Annotated in this window: 11 protein-coding genes and 1 other RNA gene; 9 read left to right on the forward strand and 3 right to left on the reverse strand. The window is 69.7% G+C overall.

The genetic code is table 11. The features are described from left to right. The first annotated feature begins 90 nt into the window (after positions 1 to 90). The gene (gene secA / locus ACIBMZ_RS20395) at positions 91 to 3,018 is read left to right on the forward strand and encodes a preprotein translocase subunit SecA (RefSeq protein WP_396696002.1); all 2,928 of its coding nucleotides are present in this window, start codon (positions 91 to 93) and stop codon (positions 3,016 to 3,018) included. Between the two features lie 241 nt (positions 3,019 to 3,259). Here the strand turns inward: secA and ACIBMZ_RS20400 are convergent, their stop codons facing one another. Both ACIBMZ_RS20400 and ACIBMZ_RS20405 read right to left on the reverse strand, forming a co-directional pair. Beyond that, entirely contained in the window at positions 3,260 to 3,895 is a 636-nt protein-coding gene (locus ACIBMZ_RS20400) for an Rv3235 family protein (protein WP_396696004.1), read from the reverse strand. Between the two features lie 121 nt (positions 3,896 to 4,016). Next, positions 4,017 to 4,244, reverse strand: a complete 228-nt coding sequence (locus ACIBMZ_RS20405) for a helix-turn-helix domain-containing protein (protein ID WP_396696006.1) — start codon at positions 4,242 to 4,244, stop codon at positions 4,017 to 4,019. Positions 4,245 to 4,443: 199 nt separating this feature from the next. On the opposite strand from ACIBMZ_RS20405, the gene ACIBMZ_RS20410 reads away from it, so the two are divergent. Next, positions 4,444 to 4,962 (forward strand): DUF6912 family protein, encoded by a 519-nt coding sequence (locus tag ACIBMZ_RS20410; protein WP_396696008.1) that lies wholly within the window; start codon positions 4,444 to 4,446, stop codon positions 4,960 to 4,962. Between the two features lie 13 nt (positions 4,963 to 4,975). On the opposite strand, the gene ACIBMZ_RS20415 is transcribed toward ACIBMZ_RS20410, so the two are convergent. After that, the gene (locus tag ACIBMZ_RS20415) at positions 4,976 to 6,013 is read right to left on the reverse strand and encodes a hypothetical protein (protein WP_396696010.1); all 1,038 of its coding nucleotides are present in this window, start codon (positions 6,011 to 6,013) and stop codon (positions 4,976 to 4,978) included. 331 nt (positions 6,014 to 6,344) lie between these two features. Here ACIBMZ_RS20415 and pruA point away from each other — a divergent pair, with 331 nt between their 5' ends. From pruA to ssrA, 7 genes are all read left to right on the forward strand, one after another. Next, a complete protein-coding gene (gene pruA / locus ACIBMZ_RS20420) occupies positions 6,345 to 7,973 on the forward strand; it encodes an L-glutamate gamma-semialdehyde dehydrogenase (protein WP_396696012.1) in 1,629 nt (542 codons plus the stop codon). Positions 7,974 to 8,178: 205 nt separating this feature from the next. Beyond that, positions 8,179 to 8,694 carry a PadR family transcriptional regulator gene (locus ACIBMZ_RS20425; RefSeq protein ID WP_396696014.1) on the forward strand — a complete coding sequence of 172 codons (516 nt, stop codon included), beginning with the start codon at positions 8,179 to 8,181 and terminating at the stop codon, positions 8,692 to 8,694. Positions 8,695 to 8,869: 175 nt separating this feature from the next. Beyond that, complete coding sequence (prfB, locus tag ACIBMZ_RS20430) at positions 8,870 to 9,991, forward strand: peptide chain release factor 2 (RefSeq protein WP_396696016.1); 1,122 nt, start codon at positions 8,870 to 8,872, stop codon at positions 9,989 to 9,991. Between the two features lie 118 nt (positions 9,992 to 10,109). Then, positions 10,110 to 10,790, forward strand: coding sequence for a cell division ATP-binding protein FtsE (ftsE, locus tag ACIBMZ_RS20435; RefSeq protein WP_117229384.1), 681 nt, complete (start codon positions 10,110 to 10,112; stop codon positions 10,788 to 10,790). 68 nt (positions 10,791 to 10,858) lie between these two features. Next, on the forward strand, positions 10,859 to 11,734 hold the full coding sequence (ftsX, locus tag ACIBMZ_RS20440) for a permease-like cell division protein FtsX (protein ID WP_396696018.1): 876 nt from the start codon (positions 10,859 to 10,861) through the stop codon (positions 11,732 to 11,734). A gap of 131 nt (positions 11,735 to 11,865) precedes the next feature. Next, on the forward strand, positions 11,866 to 12,345 hold the full coding sequence (smpB, locus tag ACIBMZ_RS20445; protein WP_396696020.1) for an SsrA-binding protein SmpB: 480 nt from the start codon (positions 11,866 to 11,868) through the stop codon (positions 12,343 to 12,345). Between the two features lie 108 nt (positions 12,346 to 12,453). Then, positions 12,454 to 12,829, forward strand: a transfer-messenger RNA (tmRNA) gene (ssrA, locus tag ACIBMZ_RS20450). The last annotated feature ends 26 nt before the right edge of the window (positions 12,830 to 12,855 follow it).

The raw sequence follows: 12,855 nt of genomic DNA on the forward strand, positions 1-12,855 counted from the left end.
GTTTCGCGGCGGCCGACCACCGCCACCAGTGACCATCGGCCCGACGGAACGCCTACGATGGTTCGAGACTGTCTAGGGGAGCGTTGATCCGTGTCGATTCTGGAAAAGGTCCTCCGCGCGGGCGAGGGGCGCATGGTGCGCCGGCTCAAGGCGATCGCCGCCGCCGTCAACTCGATCGAGGACGACTACGTCAACCTCACCGACGAAGAGCTGAGCGGCATGACCGAGCAGTTCAGGGAACGGCTCGCCGAGGGCGAGACCCTGGACGACCTGTTGCCCGAGGCCTTCGCGGTCTGTCGGGAGGCGGCGGCGCGCGTGCTCGGCCAACGGCCGTACGACGTGCAGGTGATGGGCGGCGCGGCGCTGCACTTCGGCAACATCGCCGAGATGAAGACCGGTGAGGGCAAGACCCTGACCTCGGTGATGCCGGTCTATCTCAACGCGTTGTCCGGCGAGGGCGTGCACGTGGTCACGGTGAACGACTACCTGGCCCAGCGTGACGCCGCCTGGATGGGCCGGGTGCACGAGTTCCTCGGCCTGAGCGTCGGTGTGGTGCTGCCGAACCGTCCGGCCGCCGAGCACCGCGCGGCCTACGAGTGCGACATCACCTACGGCACGAACAACGAGTTCGGCTTCGACTACCTGCGCGACAACATGGCGTGGTCGAAGGACGAGCTGGTCCAGCGCGGCCACAACTTCGCCGTGGTCGACGAGGTCGACTCGATCCTGATCGACGAGGCCCGGACCCCGCTGATCATCTCCGGCCCGGCCGAGCACTCCGCCCGCTGGTACGGCGAGTTCGCCGCCGTGGTGGCCCGCCTCCAGGCGGGCAAGGACGGCGAGGGCGACTACGAGGTCGACTTCTCCAAGCGCACCATCGCCGTCACCGAGCGCGGGGTGGCCAAGGTCGAGGACCGGCTCGGCATCGACAACCTCTACGAGTCGGTGAACACCCCGCTGGTCGGCTACCTGAACAACGCCATCAAGGCCAAGGAGCTCTACAAGCGCGACAAGGACTACATCGTCAGCGACGGCGAGGTCCTGATCGTCGACGAGTTCACCGGCCGCATCCTGCACGGTCGGCGTTACAACGAGGGCATGCACCAGGCGATCGAGGCCAAGGAGGGGGTGGAGATCAAGCAGGAGAACCAGACCCTGGCCACCATCACCCTCCAGAACTACTTCCGCCTCTACGACAAGCTCTCCGGCATGACCGGTACGGCCCAGACCGAGGCGGGCGAGTTCAACAAGGTCTACAAGGTCGGCGTGGTGACCATCCCGACCCACCGGCCGATGGTCCGCGAGGACCGCGCCGACGTCATCTACAAGACCGAGAAGGCCAAGTTCAACGCGGTCATCGAGGACATCGCCGAGCGGCACCAGGCCGGTCAGCCGGTGCTGGTCGGCACGGTCTCGGTGGAGAACTCCGAGATCCTGTCGCAGCTCCTGCGCCGCCGGGGCATCCCGCACTCGGTGCTGAACGCGAAGTTCCACGCCCGCGAGGCGGAGATCGTCGCCCAGGCCGGTCGCAAGGGCGCGGTCACGGTCGCCACCAACATGGCCGGTCGAGGCACCGACATCCTGCTCGGCGGCAACCCCGAGTTCCTCGCCGCGAGCGAGCTGCGCCAGCGCGGCCTCGACCCGCAGGAGAACGCCGAGGAGTACGACAAGGCGCTCGAAGAGGTCATGCCGAAGTGGAAGCAGGCCTGCGACGCCGAGGCCGAGGAGGTCGCCGGTGCCGGCGGACTCTATGTGCTGGGCACCGAGCGGCACGAGTCCCGCCGGATCGACAACCAGCTTCGCGGTCGTTCCGGCCGACAGGGCGACCCGGGTGAGTCGCGGTTCTACCTGTCCCTCCAGGACGACCTGATGAAGCGGTTCCGCTCCGGCGCGGTCGAGGCGGTGATGGAGCGCTTCAACATCCCGGAGGACGTGCCCATCGAGTCGAAGATGGTCACCCGGCAGATCAAGGGCGCGCAGGCCCAGATCGAGGGCCAGAACGCCGAGATCCGGAAGAACGTCCTCAAGTACGACGAGGTCATGAACAAGCAGCGCCAGGTGATCTACGCCGAGCGGCTGCGCGTACTCAACGGTGAGGATCTCTCCGACCAGGTCCGCAATATGATCAACGATGTGGTCGAGGCGTACGTGCGGGGGGCCACCTCCGAGGGGTACGCCGAGGACTGGGACCTCGAACAGCTCTGGACCAACCTCAAGCAGCTCTACCCGGTCGGCCTCACCATCGAGGACATCGAGGAGGAGGTCGGCGGCTCGCGCGCCAGCATCGACGCCGACTTCCTGGTCGCGCAGTTCCGGGACGACGCGAACGCCGCGTACGACCGGCGCGAGGAGGAGCTCGGCGCCGAGGGCGCCCGGCAGCTCGAGCGGATGGTGCTGCTCCAGGTCATCGACCGCAAGTGGCGTGAACACCTCTACGAGATGGACTACCTCCAGGAGGGCATCTCGCTGCGCGCCTACGCCCAGCGTGACCCGGTGGTGGAATACCAGCGCGAGGGCTTCGCGATGTTCACCACCATGATGGAGGGCATCAAGGAGGAGACGGTCGGCTTCCTCTACAACCTGGACGTCCAGGTCAACGAGCCGGAGCCGGAGGCCGAGGAGGTCCAGCTACTGGACAAGCCGGTGGAGGTCCGGGCCAAGGGTCTGGGTCGGGCACCGCAGCAGCAGGGCCTGCAATACTCCGCGCCGACCATCGACGGGGAGGCCGGGGCCGGTGCGGTCGCCGTCCAGCGCGACGACCAGCGTGCCCCCGCCCTCGGTATCGGTGGCCCGGAGCCGGCGGCTCCGGCGACACCCGGTCGGACGGCTCCCTCGGCACCGCAGCGTTCGGCTGCCAACCGGGGTGCCGGTGTGGCCGCCAGCACGGCCCGCCAGTCGGCTCCGACCGGGCAGGCGAGTGCCGGCAACGGGCCGTCCCGCAACGCGCCGTGCCCCTGTGGCTCGGGTCGCAAGTACAAGCGGTGCCACGGTGCCCCCGGGGGCGGCTCGGCGGACTGACGCCGCAGTCGGCGGGACCTGACGGTCCCACCGCGACGGGTTCTCGACGGAGCCGTGGTCCTGGTGGCCACGGCTCCGTCGTGTCCGGCCCGGAAGTGTTCGCTCCTGGCCGCGGCCGTCGTGGCCGTGCCCGGCTCGTCCGGCCCGAGGCATCCCGTCCGGAGCCGACATGGTCCGTTCGGCCTCGTCTCCGCCGGGACGGCCTCGTCCCGGCCCGGACGGCCTCGCTCGGTCGGGGCGCTCAGAGGACGCGGAGGTCGGTGCAGAGCCAGGTGCCGCGCCGGTGTTCCAGGCGCAGCGCCATCGCCCAGGTGCGGCCGGCGGCACCGGCGAACACCGCGGCGACCTCGATGGCGGCCGGACGCGGCTCGCAGACACGTAGCCGGCGCAGCCGGAGACCGGGTCGGGTCGACCGGCGGCGGGTCGGAGCGCCCCGGGCGGCGGCCCGCGCCAGCTCGGGCAGCAGGTGGGCGGTGCGGGTCGGGTCGAGGTGACGCCGCAACTGCACCGGTGGCCGGAAGCCGTTGAACACCTCCAGGCAGGTCGCCACGAAGCGGTGCGCCACCCGGGTGGCTGCCGGTGTGGCCGTGGCGAGTGCCCCGGGGGGTAGTCGTCGGGCTCGCTCGGACCCCGGCCCGGACGGTGCCGGGTGGGTCTGCGGGCCGGGTTCGCCGACCGGCCGACGGGTGGGTGGCCGGTCGGGCTCGCGTCGGACGGGCCACGGTGCGGCCCCGGCGAAGAGGTCGAGGGCGAGCTGGCCGTGTACTGCGACGGGCCAACCGGCGGCGTCCTCGTCCAGGAACGGCGGGTCGATCGCGGGGGCGGGTCGTAGCCGTACGGGAGGGCGGGGTGGCCCGGGTCGCCGTAGGTCGGTCATCGCACTGCGCCTCGCCTCGGATGTCAGCGGTTTTTGCTTGCGTTTACCTTCGTTTACCTTCGACAGCCTCCATCTTGAGACATGAATCAGGGTCGGTCAATGGCGTGGCGGAATCAGGTGACTACTCCGGGTCGCGGTCGGTGAGCGGGTTGCCCCGGATCCAGTCGGCGGTCTCCGCGTACTTGCGCTGGATGTACTCCTCCAGCCGCGCACGCTCCACCCGCCACTGGCCCCGGCCGCCGATCTTGATCGCGGGTAGCTCGCCGCTGCGTACCATGTGGTAGACCTGCGAGTCCGACACGTTCAGCTCGGTGGCCACGTCGGACAGGAGCAGGAACCTCGGCTCCACGGAGACTCCCCGGGTTGGCGTCGTTTGCCTCAGTTTGCCATTGTCTACCTGGTCCGGCCCAGCCGCTGCGCCGTCCGTCGGCCGGCGACCCGGACACACCCGACCGGCGCGGAACTTCCACCCGAGCGGTACGGGGTGTATGACGGTGGTCGTACGGCAGACCGGCGGGGCCGGTCCACGAGAGCGGGGGAGACCACCGGTGACCGACGAGCTAGTGCGGGTCTACGTACCGGCGACCGTGCCGATGCTGGCCAGGCTCTCCGAGGACGGCCTCGGGATGACGCAGGCGCACGCGGTGACGCCGATGCTGCGCGAGTGGTACGCCGAGGGCGACGAGGAGGAGTTGGAGTACGTCGCCTTCACCCGGGCCGCCCAGGACGCCCTGCAACTGATCCGGCACGACCCCGCCGCCCCGCGTCGCCGGGTGGTGGTCTCGGCGGACCTGCCCGCGCGGGCGGTCGGGCGCGGCGACGGCGAACTCGGGTCCAGCGTGGTCGAGTTGGGCGGCGTGGTGCCGGCCGCCGCGGTCGCCGCCATCCACGTGGACGGCGCGGACGCCGCCAAGGACGTCGCCGCCGCCGCGGAGGTGGTGGCGGAGGCGTTGGCCGGCGACCCGGACGCGCAGTTCACCGTCGACAGCGCCGAGGACCACGAACTGGAGTGGTACGACCCGAGCGAACTGGAGGTGCTGCTGCGCGCGACCGCCGACGAGAGCTGAGTCGACGCGGGTCTCAGCGACCAGCGGTGGTCGAGTCGTCGGCGGTGGTGGCCTCGGTGTCGCTCTCCGGCTCGTCGTCGTGCGAGGCGGGGCCGAGCGTGCGGCCGAACGCGACCAGCGCGGTCAGCGCGCCCACGAACAGCACCCAGATCCCGTTGTCCACCCGGGAGGTGCCCAGCGAGGTCTGTGCCACCGCGTCGGCCTCGCTCAGCGCGGCGGCCAGGTCGATCAACGAGCGCCCGCCGATGCGGATGATCACCTCGGCGAGCAGCAGCAGGAGTCCCGGACCGGCCCCGGCGACGAGGTACGCCGGCCAGCGCGGCCCGGTGGCGCCCGGGTCGACCCGGGCGGCCCGCCGCCGGGCCCAGGCGAGGTAGCCGAAGGCCAGGGCACCGGCGATCAGCCCGGCGAGCAGCGATTCGGTACGCGAGACCCAGGCGGCGGCGTCGACCAGCGACTGCTGGCTGTCACCCGCGCCGAACAGGTTGAACAGCGGATCCCGGGCCGCGCTGAAGGCCACCACGAACAGCAGTGTGCCCAGCGTGGCGGTGGCCACCGCGCCGACGACGGCGCCGTTGCGCGCACCCGCCAGCGCGCCACCGATGACCGCTGCGGCGGCGGTGGTGCTCGCGATCGTGCGGGTGGTGGTGTTGCCGACGTAGGTCTGGTCGATCACGAGTGCGGCGGCGAGCCCGACCAGCAGACCGGCCCCGACCGCCGCCGCGAACCGCAGGGTCACCCGGTCCCGGTGGCGGGTCACCGGCTCGGCGGCGGCCAGCCCGACCGCGGCACCGGCCACCAGCGCGGCCGAGATCACCCCGGGCAGCGCGAAGGCCGACAGACTGACCGCGGTGACCCCGGCGGTGGCCGAGCTGATCGCCTCCCGGGTGGACCAGAGCATGGCGGCCAGCCAGCCCAGCGCCAGCAGCGCCAGCACCGGGGCACCCGGGGCGCGTAGGGGCCGACCGGCGAGGGCGCCGGTAGCCGCCGGATCGCCGGTCTCGGCCCGATCGGGCTGCGCAGCGGTCGCACCGCCGGGCTGGTCGCTCATCGTCTCCCCTTCACCACCGGGCCCGACGACCTGGCCCGGGTACGTCACCGGCAACCCAGCGTACGCGTCCCGCCCGGATACCGGCCCGAACCCCGAGCAGCACCCCGGCAGCCTTCTTTCCTTCGGTCGAACATCCCATCGGGGTACGAATCCATGCCGAGAGGGCGAGTCCGCCTCGCGATCGACGGCGATCGGGCGGCCGGGCTGTGATCGACGTGCGGTGGGCGTGGGAGGATTGGCCGAGGTCCCGCCACCGTGGGACGGTTTCGTCACCGCGTCCCGCCACCGCGGGACGGTTTCGCCACTGCCGTCGAGATCGCCAGGAGCCCTGATGGACGCCGTGTTCTCCGTACCCGAGCCACACAACGAGCCGGTACGCGCCTACGAGCCGGGCAGCACCGACCGGGAACGGCTCCAGCGGCGGCTCACCGAACTGGCCGCCGAGCGTATCGACCTGCCGATGACCATCGCGGGCGCGCAGCGGATGGCCGGCGGCGACCCGATCGACGTGGTGCAGCCGCACCGCCACGCGCACGTCCTCGGGGTGACCGGGCACGCCACCCGGGACGACGCCCGGGCCGCCGTCACGGCGGCCAAGGAGGCCGCCCCCGGCTGGCGGGCCCTGCCGTTCGAGGAGCGCGCGGCGGTCTTCCTCCGCGCCGCCGAACTGCTCTCCGGCCCGTGGCGCGACACGCTCAACGCGGCCACCATGCTCGGCCAGTCGAAGACCGCCGTGCAGGCCGAGATCGACGCCGCCTGCGAGTTCATCGACTTCCTGCGGTTCAACGTGCACTTCGCCCGCAAGCTGCTCGCCGAGCAGCCGATCTCCTCGCCCGGGGTGTGGAACAGGTTCGACCACCGGCCGCTGGAGGGATTCGTCTACGCGGTCACCCCGTTCAACTTCACCGCGATCGCCGGGAACCTGCCCTCGGCGCCGGCCCTGCTGGGCAACACCGTGGTCTGGAAGCCGGGCCCGACACAGCAGTTCGCGGCGCACTTCACCATGCGCCTCTTCGAGGCGGCCGGGCTGCCGCCCGGCGTGATCAACATGGTCACCGGGCGGGGCGAGGAGGTCTCCGAGGTCGTACTGGCCGACCCCGACCTGGCCGGCATCCACTTCACCGGCTCCACGAAGGTGTTCCAGCACCTGTGGCGCACGGTCGGGGAGAACATCGCCGGCTATCGCGGCTACCCGCGGCTGGTCGGCGAGACCGGCGGTAAGGACTTCGTGGTCGCGCACCCCAGCGCCGACGTCGACGCCCTGCACACCGCGCTGATCCGGGGCGCCTTCGAGTACCAGGGCCAGAAGTGCTCGGCCGCCTCCCGGGCGTACGTGCCGCGGTCGATCTGGGAGGCTGGCCTGCGCGACCGGCTGGCCGCCACCGCCGACGGACTGGCCTACGGCGACGTCACCGACTTCCGCAACTTCGGCGGTGCGGTCATCGACGACAGGGCGTTCGCCCGGCACACCGCCGCGCTGGAGCTGATCTCCGGCGACGACAGTTGCCGGGTCATCGCGGGCGGTACCGCCGACGACTCGGTCGGCTGGTTCGTCCGCCCGACGATCTTCGAGTGCGCCGATCCCGCCCACGAGACCTTCACCACCGAGTACTTCGGCCCGATCCTCGGCGTGCACGTCTTCGACGACGCCCGCTTCGACGACGTGGTCACCCAGGCCGAGTCGATCGCCCCGTACGCCCTGACCGGGTCGATCTTCGCCACCGACCGCCGGGTGGTCGAGGCGGTGGCGGAGCGGATGCGGTACGCGGCCGGCAACTTCTATGTCAACGACAAGCCCACCGGCGCGGTGGTCGGGCAGCAGCCCTTCGGCGGGGCCCGGGCCAGCGGCACCAACGACAAGGCCGGCTCCTGGCACAACCTGGTCCGCTGGACGTCGCCCCGGACGATCAAGGAGACCTTCGTCCCGCCGACCGACCACACCTACCCCCACATGGGCTGAGATGAAAGGAAGGGTCCCCTGCTAACGCCTCGTGCATAGCAGGGGACCCTTCCTTTCATCCGGGCGGTCGCCGGAGGGCGGAACGGTGCAGGTGGGGGCGGCTTGGGGGACCGTCGTGCGCCGACAGTGCACATAGGAAACCCCAATGGGTGGCGAAACGGTGAAATCCTGGACGCCGGCTCAGCAAAGTGGCAGCGTAAGCGGCATGGCGGAATCCGGAGTCAACCCCACGGCGGCGGCCCTACTCGGGCTGCTCCACGAGGGCCCCATGACAGGTGGCCAGTTGATGGCCGCCGCCGAGCGCCGACTGGCGCCGTACTGGTCGATGACCCGCAGCCAGGTCTACCGGGAGTTGCCGGTGCTGGCCGAGCGAGGTTTCGTCCGGCTGGGCAAACCCGGGCCGCGGATGAGTCAACCGTACGCGATCACGGCCGCCGGCAAGCGGACATTCTCCCGCTGGCTCGCGGAGGACCCCGGGCGGGACACCATCCGCAACCCGATCGCCCTCCGCATCGCCTTCGGGCAGTTGCACTCGTCGAGCCAGCTCAAGAACCTCCAGGCGGCGGCCAACGAATACCACACCGAGGCCCTGGCCCGGGTTCGTGAGCAGGTCAAGAACGCCAAGAAGGAAGGCGACAACTTCGACGCCAGCGCGTTGGAGTTCGCCGTGGCCTACCACAAGGCCGCCCTGAGCTGGCTCAAGAGCGCCCCCGTCGGCTGACCGCCCGCCGCCTGCCGACGAGGTGCGCAGGTCGGCTGCTCGGTCGAGCGGGGCGAATTTCGGCCCGGGACTGCGGGGCTCGCACGCTCACTCCTCGCCCGAGCGGGGAGGTATTTGGCCCGGGACTGCGGGGCTCGCACGCTCACTCCTCGCCCGAGCAGTAGTCTTGTCTGTCGTGACCGCTGCCGACTACGCCGAACAGCTCAAGGACCTCGACGCCACCCTGCGCAACATCGAGGCGGTGCTCGACCTCGATCGCCTGCGCGCGGACAAGGCCCGCCTGGAGCAGGAGGCGTCCGCCCCGGACCTGTGGGACGACCAGGCCCGGGCGCAGCAGGTGACCTCCCAGCTCTCCTACGTCAACGGGGAGATCGACCGGCTCGGCAGCCTGCGCTCGCGACTCGACGACGCGCACGTGCTGCTGGAACTCGCCGAGGCCGAGTCCGACTCCGGTGTCCTCACCGAGGTCGAGACGGAGATCTCCGGGCTGGGCAAGGCCATCCAGGAGATGGAGGTCCGCACCCTGCTCTCCGGCGAGTACGACTCCCGGGAGGCGCTGGTGGCCATCCGCGCCGGTGCCGGTGGCGTGGACGCGGCGGACTTCGCCGAGATGCTGCTGCGGATGTACCTGCGCTGGGCGGAGCGGCACGGCTACCCGACGGAGGTCTACGAGACCTCGTACGCCGAGGAGGCGGGCCTGAAGTCGGCCACCTTCACCGTGAAGGTGCCGTACGCGTACGGCACGCTCAGCGTGGAGTCCGGCACCCACCGGTTGGTGCGGATCAGCCCCTTCGACAACCAGGGCCGACGGCAGACCAGCTTCGCCGGGGTCGAGGTGCTGCCGGTGGTGGAGCAGACCGACCACATCGACATCCCCGAGAACGAGATGCGGATCGACGTCTACCGGTCGTCCGGACCGGGTGGACAGAGCGTCAACACCACCGACTCCGCGGTGCGGATCACGCACATCCCGACCGGCATCGTGGTGACCTGCCAGAACGAGAAGTCGCAGCTCCAGAACAAGGCGTCGGCGTTGCGGGTGCTCCAGGCCCGACTGCTGGAGCGCAAGCGCCAGGAGGAGCAGGCCAAGCTCCAGGGTCTGAAGACCGACGCGGCGGGCTCCTGGGGCGACCAGATGCGCTCGTACGTTCTGCACCCTTATCAGATGGTGAAGGATCTGCGTACCGAGCAGGAGACCGGCAACCCGAGCTCGGTCTTCGACGGTGAGCTGGACTCCTTCATCGAGGCGGGCATCCGTTGGCGTAAGCAGCAGCAACTGGCCGGCGACAGTGCGTGATCGATCGTGGGCGGATTGCAGCATCGATCTCCACCTGACGTGCTGATTAGATGACATGGCCCGCAACGGCGGGGCGTGGGACTTGGCACGACAGTTACACCGCGTAGACTCACCACCCGTGATTCAGCTTGAGCAAGTGACGAAGACGTACCCGAAGGCGTCGCGGCCTTCGCTCGACAACGTGTCCGTGTCGATCGACAAGGGCGAGTTCGTCTTCTTCATCGGCCCATCCGGCTCCGGCAAGTCCACGATCATCAAGATGCTGCTGCACGAGGTGGCCCCCAACAAGGGCCGTGTCGTGGTGAACGGCAAGGACGTCACGTCGATGCGGTCCTGGAAGCGCCCGCACTTCCGCCGTTCGATCGGCTGCGTCTTCCAGGACTTCCGGCTGCTGCCGAACCGCACCGCGTACGAGAACGTGGCCTTCGCGCTCGAGGTGATCGGCAAGACCAAGGCGGTGGCCCGCCGGGTCGTGCCGGAGGTCCTGGAGCTGGTCGGCCTCGGCGGCAAGGAGCACCGTTACCCGCACGAGCTCTCCGGTGGTGAGCAGCAGCGTGTGGCGGTGGCCCGGGCGTTCGTGAACCGCCCGCTGATCCTGCTGGCGGACGAGCCGACCGGAAACCTGGACCCGGACACCTCCATCGAGATCATGCGCCTGCTGGACCGGATCAACCGCACCGGCACGACCGTCGTGATGGTCACGCACGACTCCAACATCGTGAACCAGATGCGGCGCCGCGTCATCGAGATCGAGAGTGGGCGCATCGTTCGCGACCAGGCCCGCGGCGTCTACGGGTGACGAGCGCAACCCACCGCACCCCGATCTGACGACGAACACCTCACGCCGGAGAGCCGGAGGAAATCCCGATGCGGATGAAATACGTCATGTCCGAGGTACTGGTCGGACTGTGGCGCAACGTGACCATGACCATCGCGATGATCATCACGATGGGGGTCTCGCTGACCATGCTCGGCGCCAGCGGCCTGATCTACACCAAGGTCGCCGACATGAAGCAGTTGTACTTCGAGAACATCGAGGTCTCGATCTTCCTCGAGGCCGACGTCACCGAGGAGCAGCGGACCGCGATCGCCGGCCAACTGGACGCCGACCCGCTGATCTCGCAGGTCACCTACGTCAACAAGGACGAGGCGTTCCAGCGTTTCCAGGAGATGTTCCGCGACTCGCCGGACCTGCTCAGCGCGGTCAAGGCCGACCAGCTTCCCGAGTCGTACCGGCTCCGGCTGGTGGACCCGGAGCAGTACCGGACCATCGCCGACCAGTACACCGGGACGGCCGGGGTCGACCAGGTCGTCGACCAGAGTCAGGTGCTCGACAAGATCTTCAACCTGTTCACCGCCGGGCAGAACATCGCCCTCGTCGCGGCCATCGCGATGGCTGTCGCGGCGCTGCTGCTGGTGGCCAACACGATCCAGGTGGCGGCGTACAGCAAGCGGCGTGAGGTCGCGGTCATGAAGCTGGTCGGTGCCTCCAACTGGTTCATCCAGGCACCCTTCGTGCTGGAGGCGGTGGTCGCGGGTCTGATCGGCTCGGTCCTCGGCCTCGGGGCGCTGGTCGCGTTGAAGGTGTTCCTGTTCGACGGCGCGCTCAGCGCGCTCCAGGGACTCTTCGCGCCGGTGAGCTGGGGCGAGATCCTGCTGACCTTCCCGGTGATGGCCGGTGTCGGTGGTCTGATCAGTGCGGTCACCGCCTGGGTCACCCTCCGGTTCTACCTGCGGGTCTAGCTCTCCTCGACAGGGCCCGTCGGCGTCGGAATAAACGACGCGGGCGGGCCCTTGTCGTTCGGGTAGCATGATCTCCGCTCTGCGGCGGGCCACGTCGCCGGTCGGGGCGTTGACGAGAGAGGGGGCCGCCGATGCCACGGGAAAAGGGGCGCAAGGTCGTCGCCTCCAACAAGAAGGCCCGACACGACTACGCCATCCTCGACACGTACGAGGCGGGCATGGCGTTGACCGGCACCGAGGTCAAGTCGCTGCGGGCCGGGCGGGCGTCGCTGGTCGACGCGTTCGCCCAGGAGCGCGACGGTGAGATGTATCTGCACGGCATGCACATCCCCGAGTACACCCAGGGCACCTGGACCAACCACGAGCCCCGGCGGACCCGCAAGCTGCTGCTCAAGCGGCTGGAGATCGACCGGCTGATCGGCAAGATCCGGGAGAGCGGTCTGACGCTGGTGCCGTTGCAGGTCTACTTCCACGACGGCTGGGCCAAGGTGGAGATCGGCCTCGCCAAGGGCAAGAAGGCGTACGACAAGCGCCAGGACCTCGCCAAGCGGGACGCAGATCGGGAGATCGCGCGGGCCGTCGGTCGGCGCGGTAAAGGGATGGATGGTTGATTTGTCCGGATTCTCCGGTCCCTGGTCGATCGACCCGGGCTCGGGATGAATCCGGTTGCGGCAGGCGTTAGGCTTGTCGGAGTCGCCGGAGATCCGGCGGCACGTCGAGGGGGTGACTGGTTTCGACTTCGTGTGTTGCGGCAGGGGAAGCGAGCCGAGGAAGCCGACGTCGTCTCGAGAATCGTTCGTCGGAAACCAATAAGCGCCAAGAACAATCGCGCTGACTTCGCTCTCGCCGCCTGAGGCGAGTAGCAAGTCTGTCGGCCTGGGAGCGCCTTCGACCCAGATAGCCGGCATCAGCTAGAAGGCTGGCCAACCGGACCCGGTCGCGGGGTCCGTGCGGCGAGATCAATCAGCGACTGGGCCCGTCACACCGACTCGCTCGCGTGATCGGAGGGGCCGAGTAGAGGCACAGCGAGCTGCGCTCGGAGAAGCCCTGACAAGGCAGCGAAGGACCCGGGTTCGATTCCCGGCACCTCCACCCCCGTACTGCGCGCCCCGGTCGTCACG

It is taken from the genome of Micromonospora sp. NPDC049900 (assembly GCF_044461025.1).
GTDB lineage: Bacteria > Actinomycetota > Actinomycetes > Mycobacteriales > Micromonosporaceae > Micromonospora.

Coding starts and splice junctions, on each gene's coding strand:
- pruA (WP_396696012.1), top strand. CDS start 6,345: ATGGACGCCGTGTTCTCCGTACCCGAGCCACACAACGAGCCGGTACGC.
- ACIBMZ_RS20415 (WP_396696010.1), bottom strand. CDS start 6,013: ATGAGCGACCAGCCCGGCGGTGCGACCGCTGCGCAGCCCGATCGGGCC.
- ftsX (WP_396696018.1), top strand. CDS start 10,859: ATGCGGATGAAATACGTCATGTCCGAGGTACTGGTCGGACTGTGGCGC.
- ACIBMZ_RS20425 (WP_396696014.1), top strand. CDS start 8,179: ATGGCGGAATCCGGAGTCAACCCCACGGCGGCGGCCCTACTCGGGCTG.
- ACIBMZ_RS20400 (WP_396696004.1), bottom strand. CDS start 3,895: ATGACCGACCTACGGCGACCCGGGCCACCCCGCCCTCCCGTACGGCTA.
- smpB (WP_396696020.1), top strand. CDS start 11,866: ATGCCACGGGAAAAGGGGCGCAAGGTCGTCGCCTCCAACAAGAAGGCC.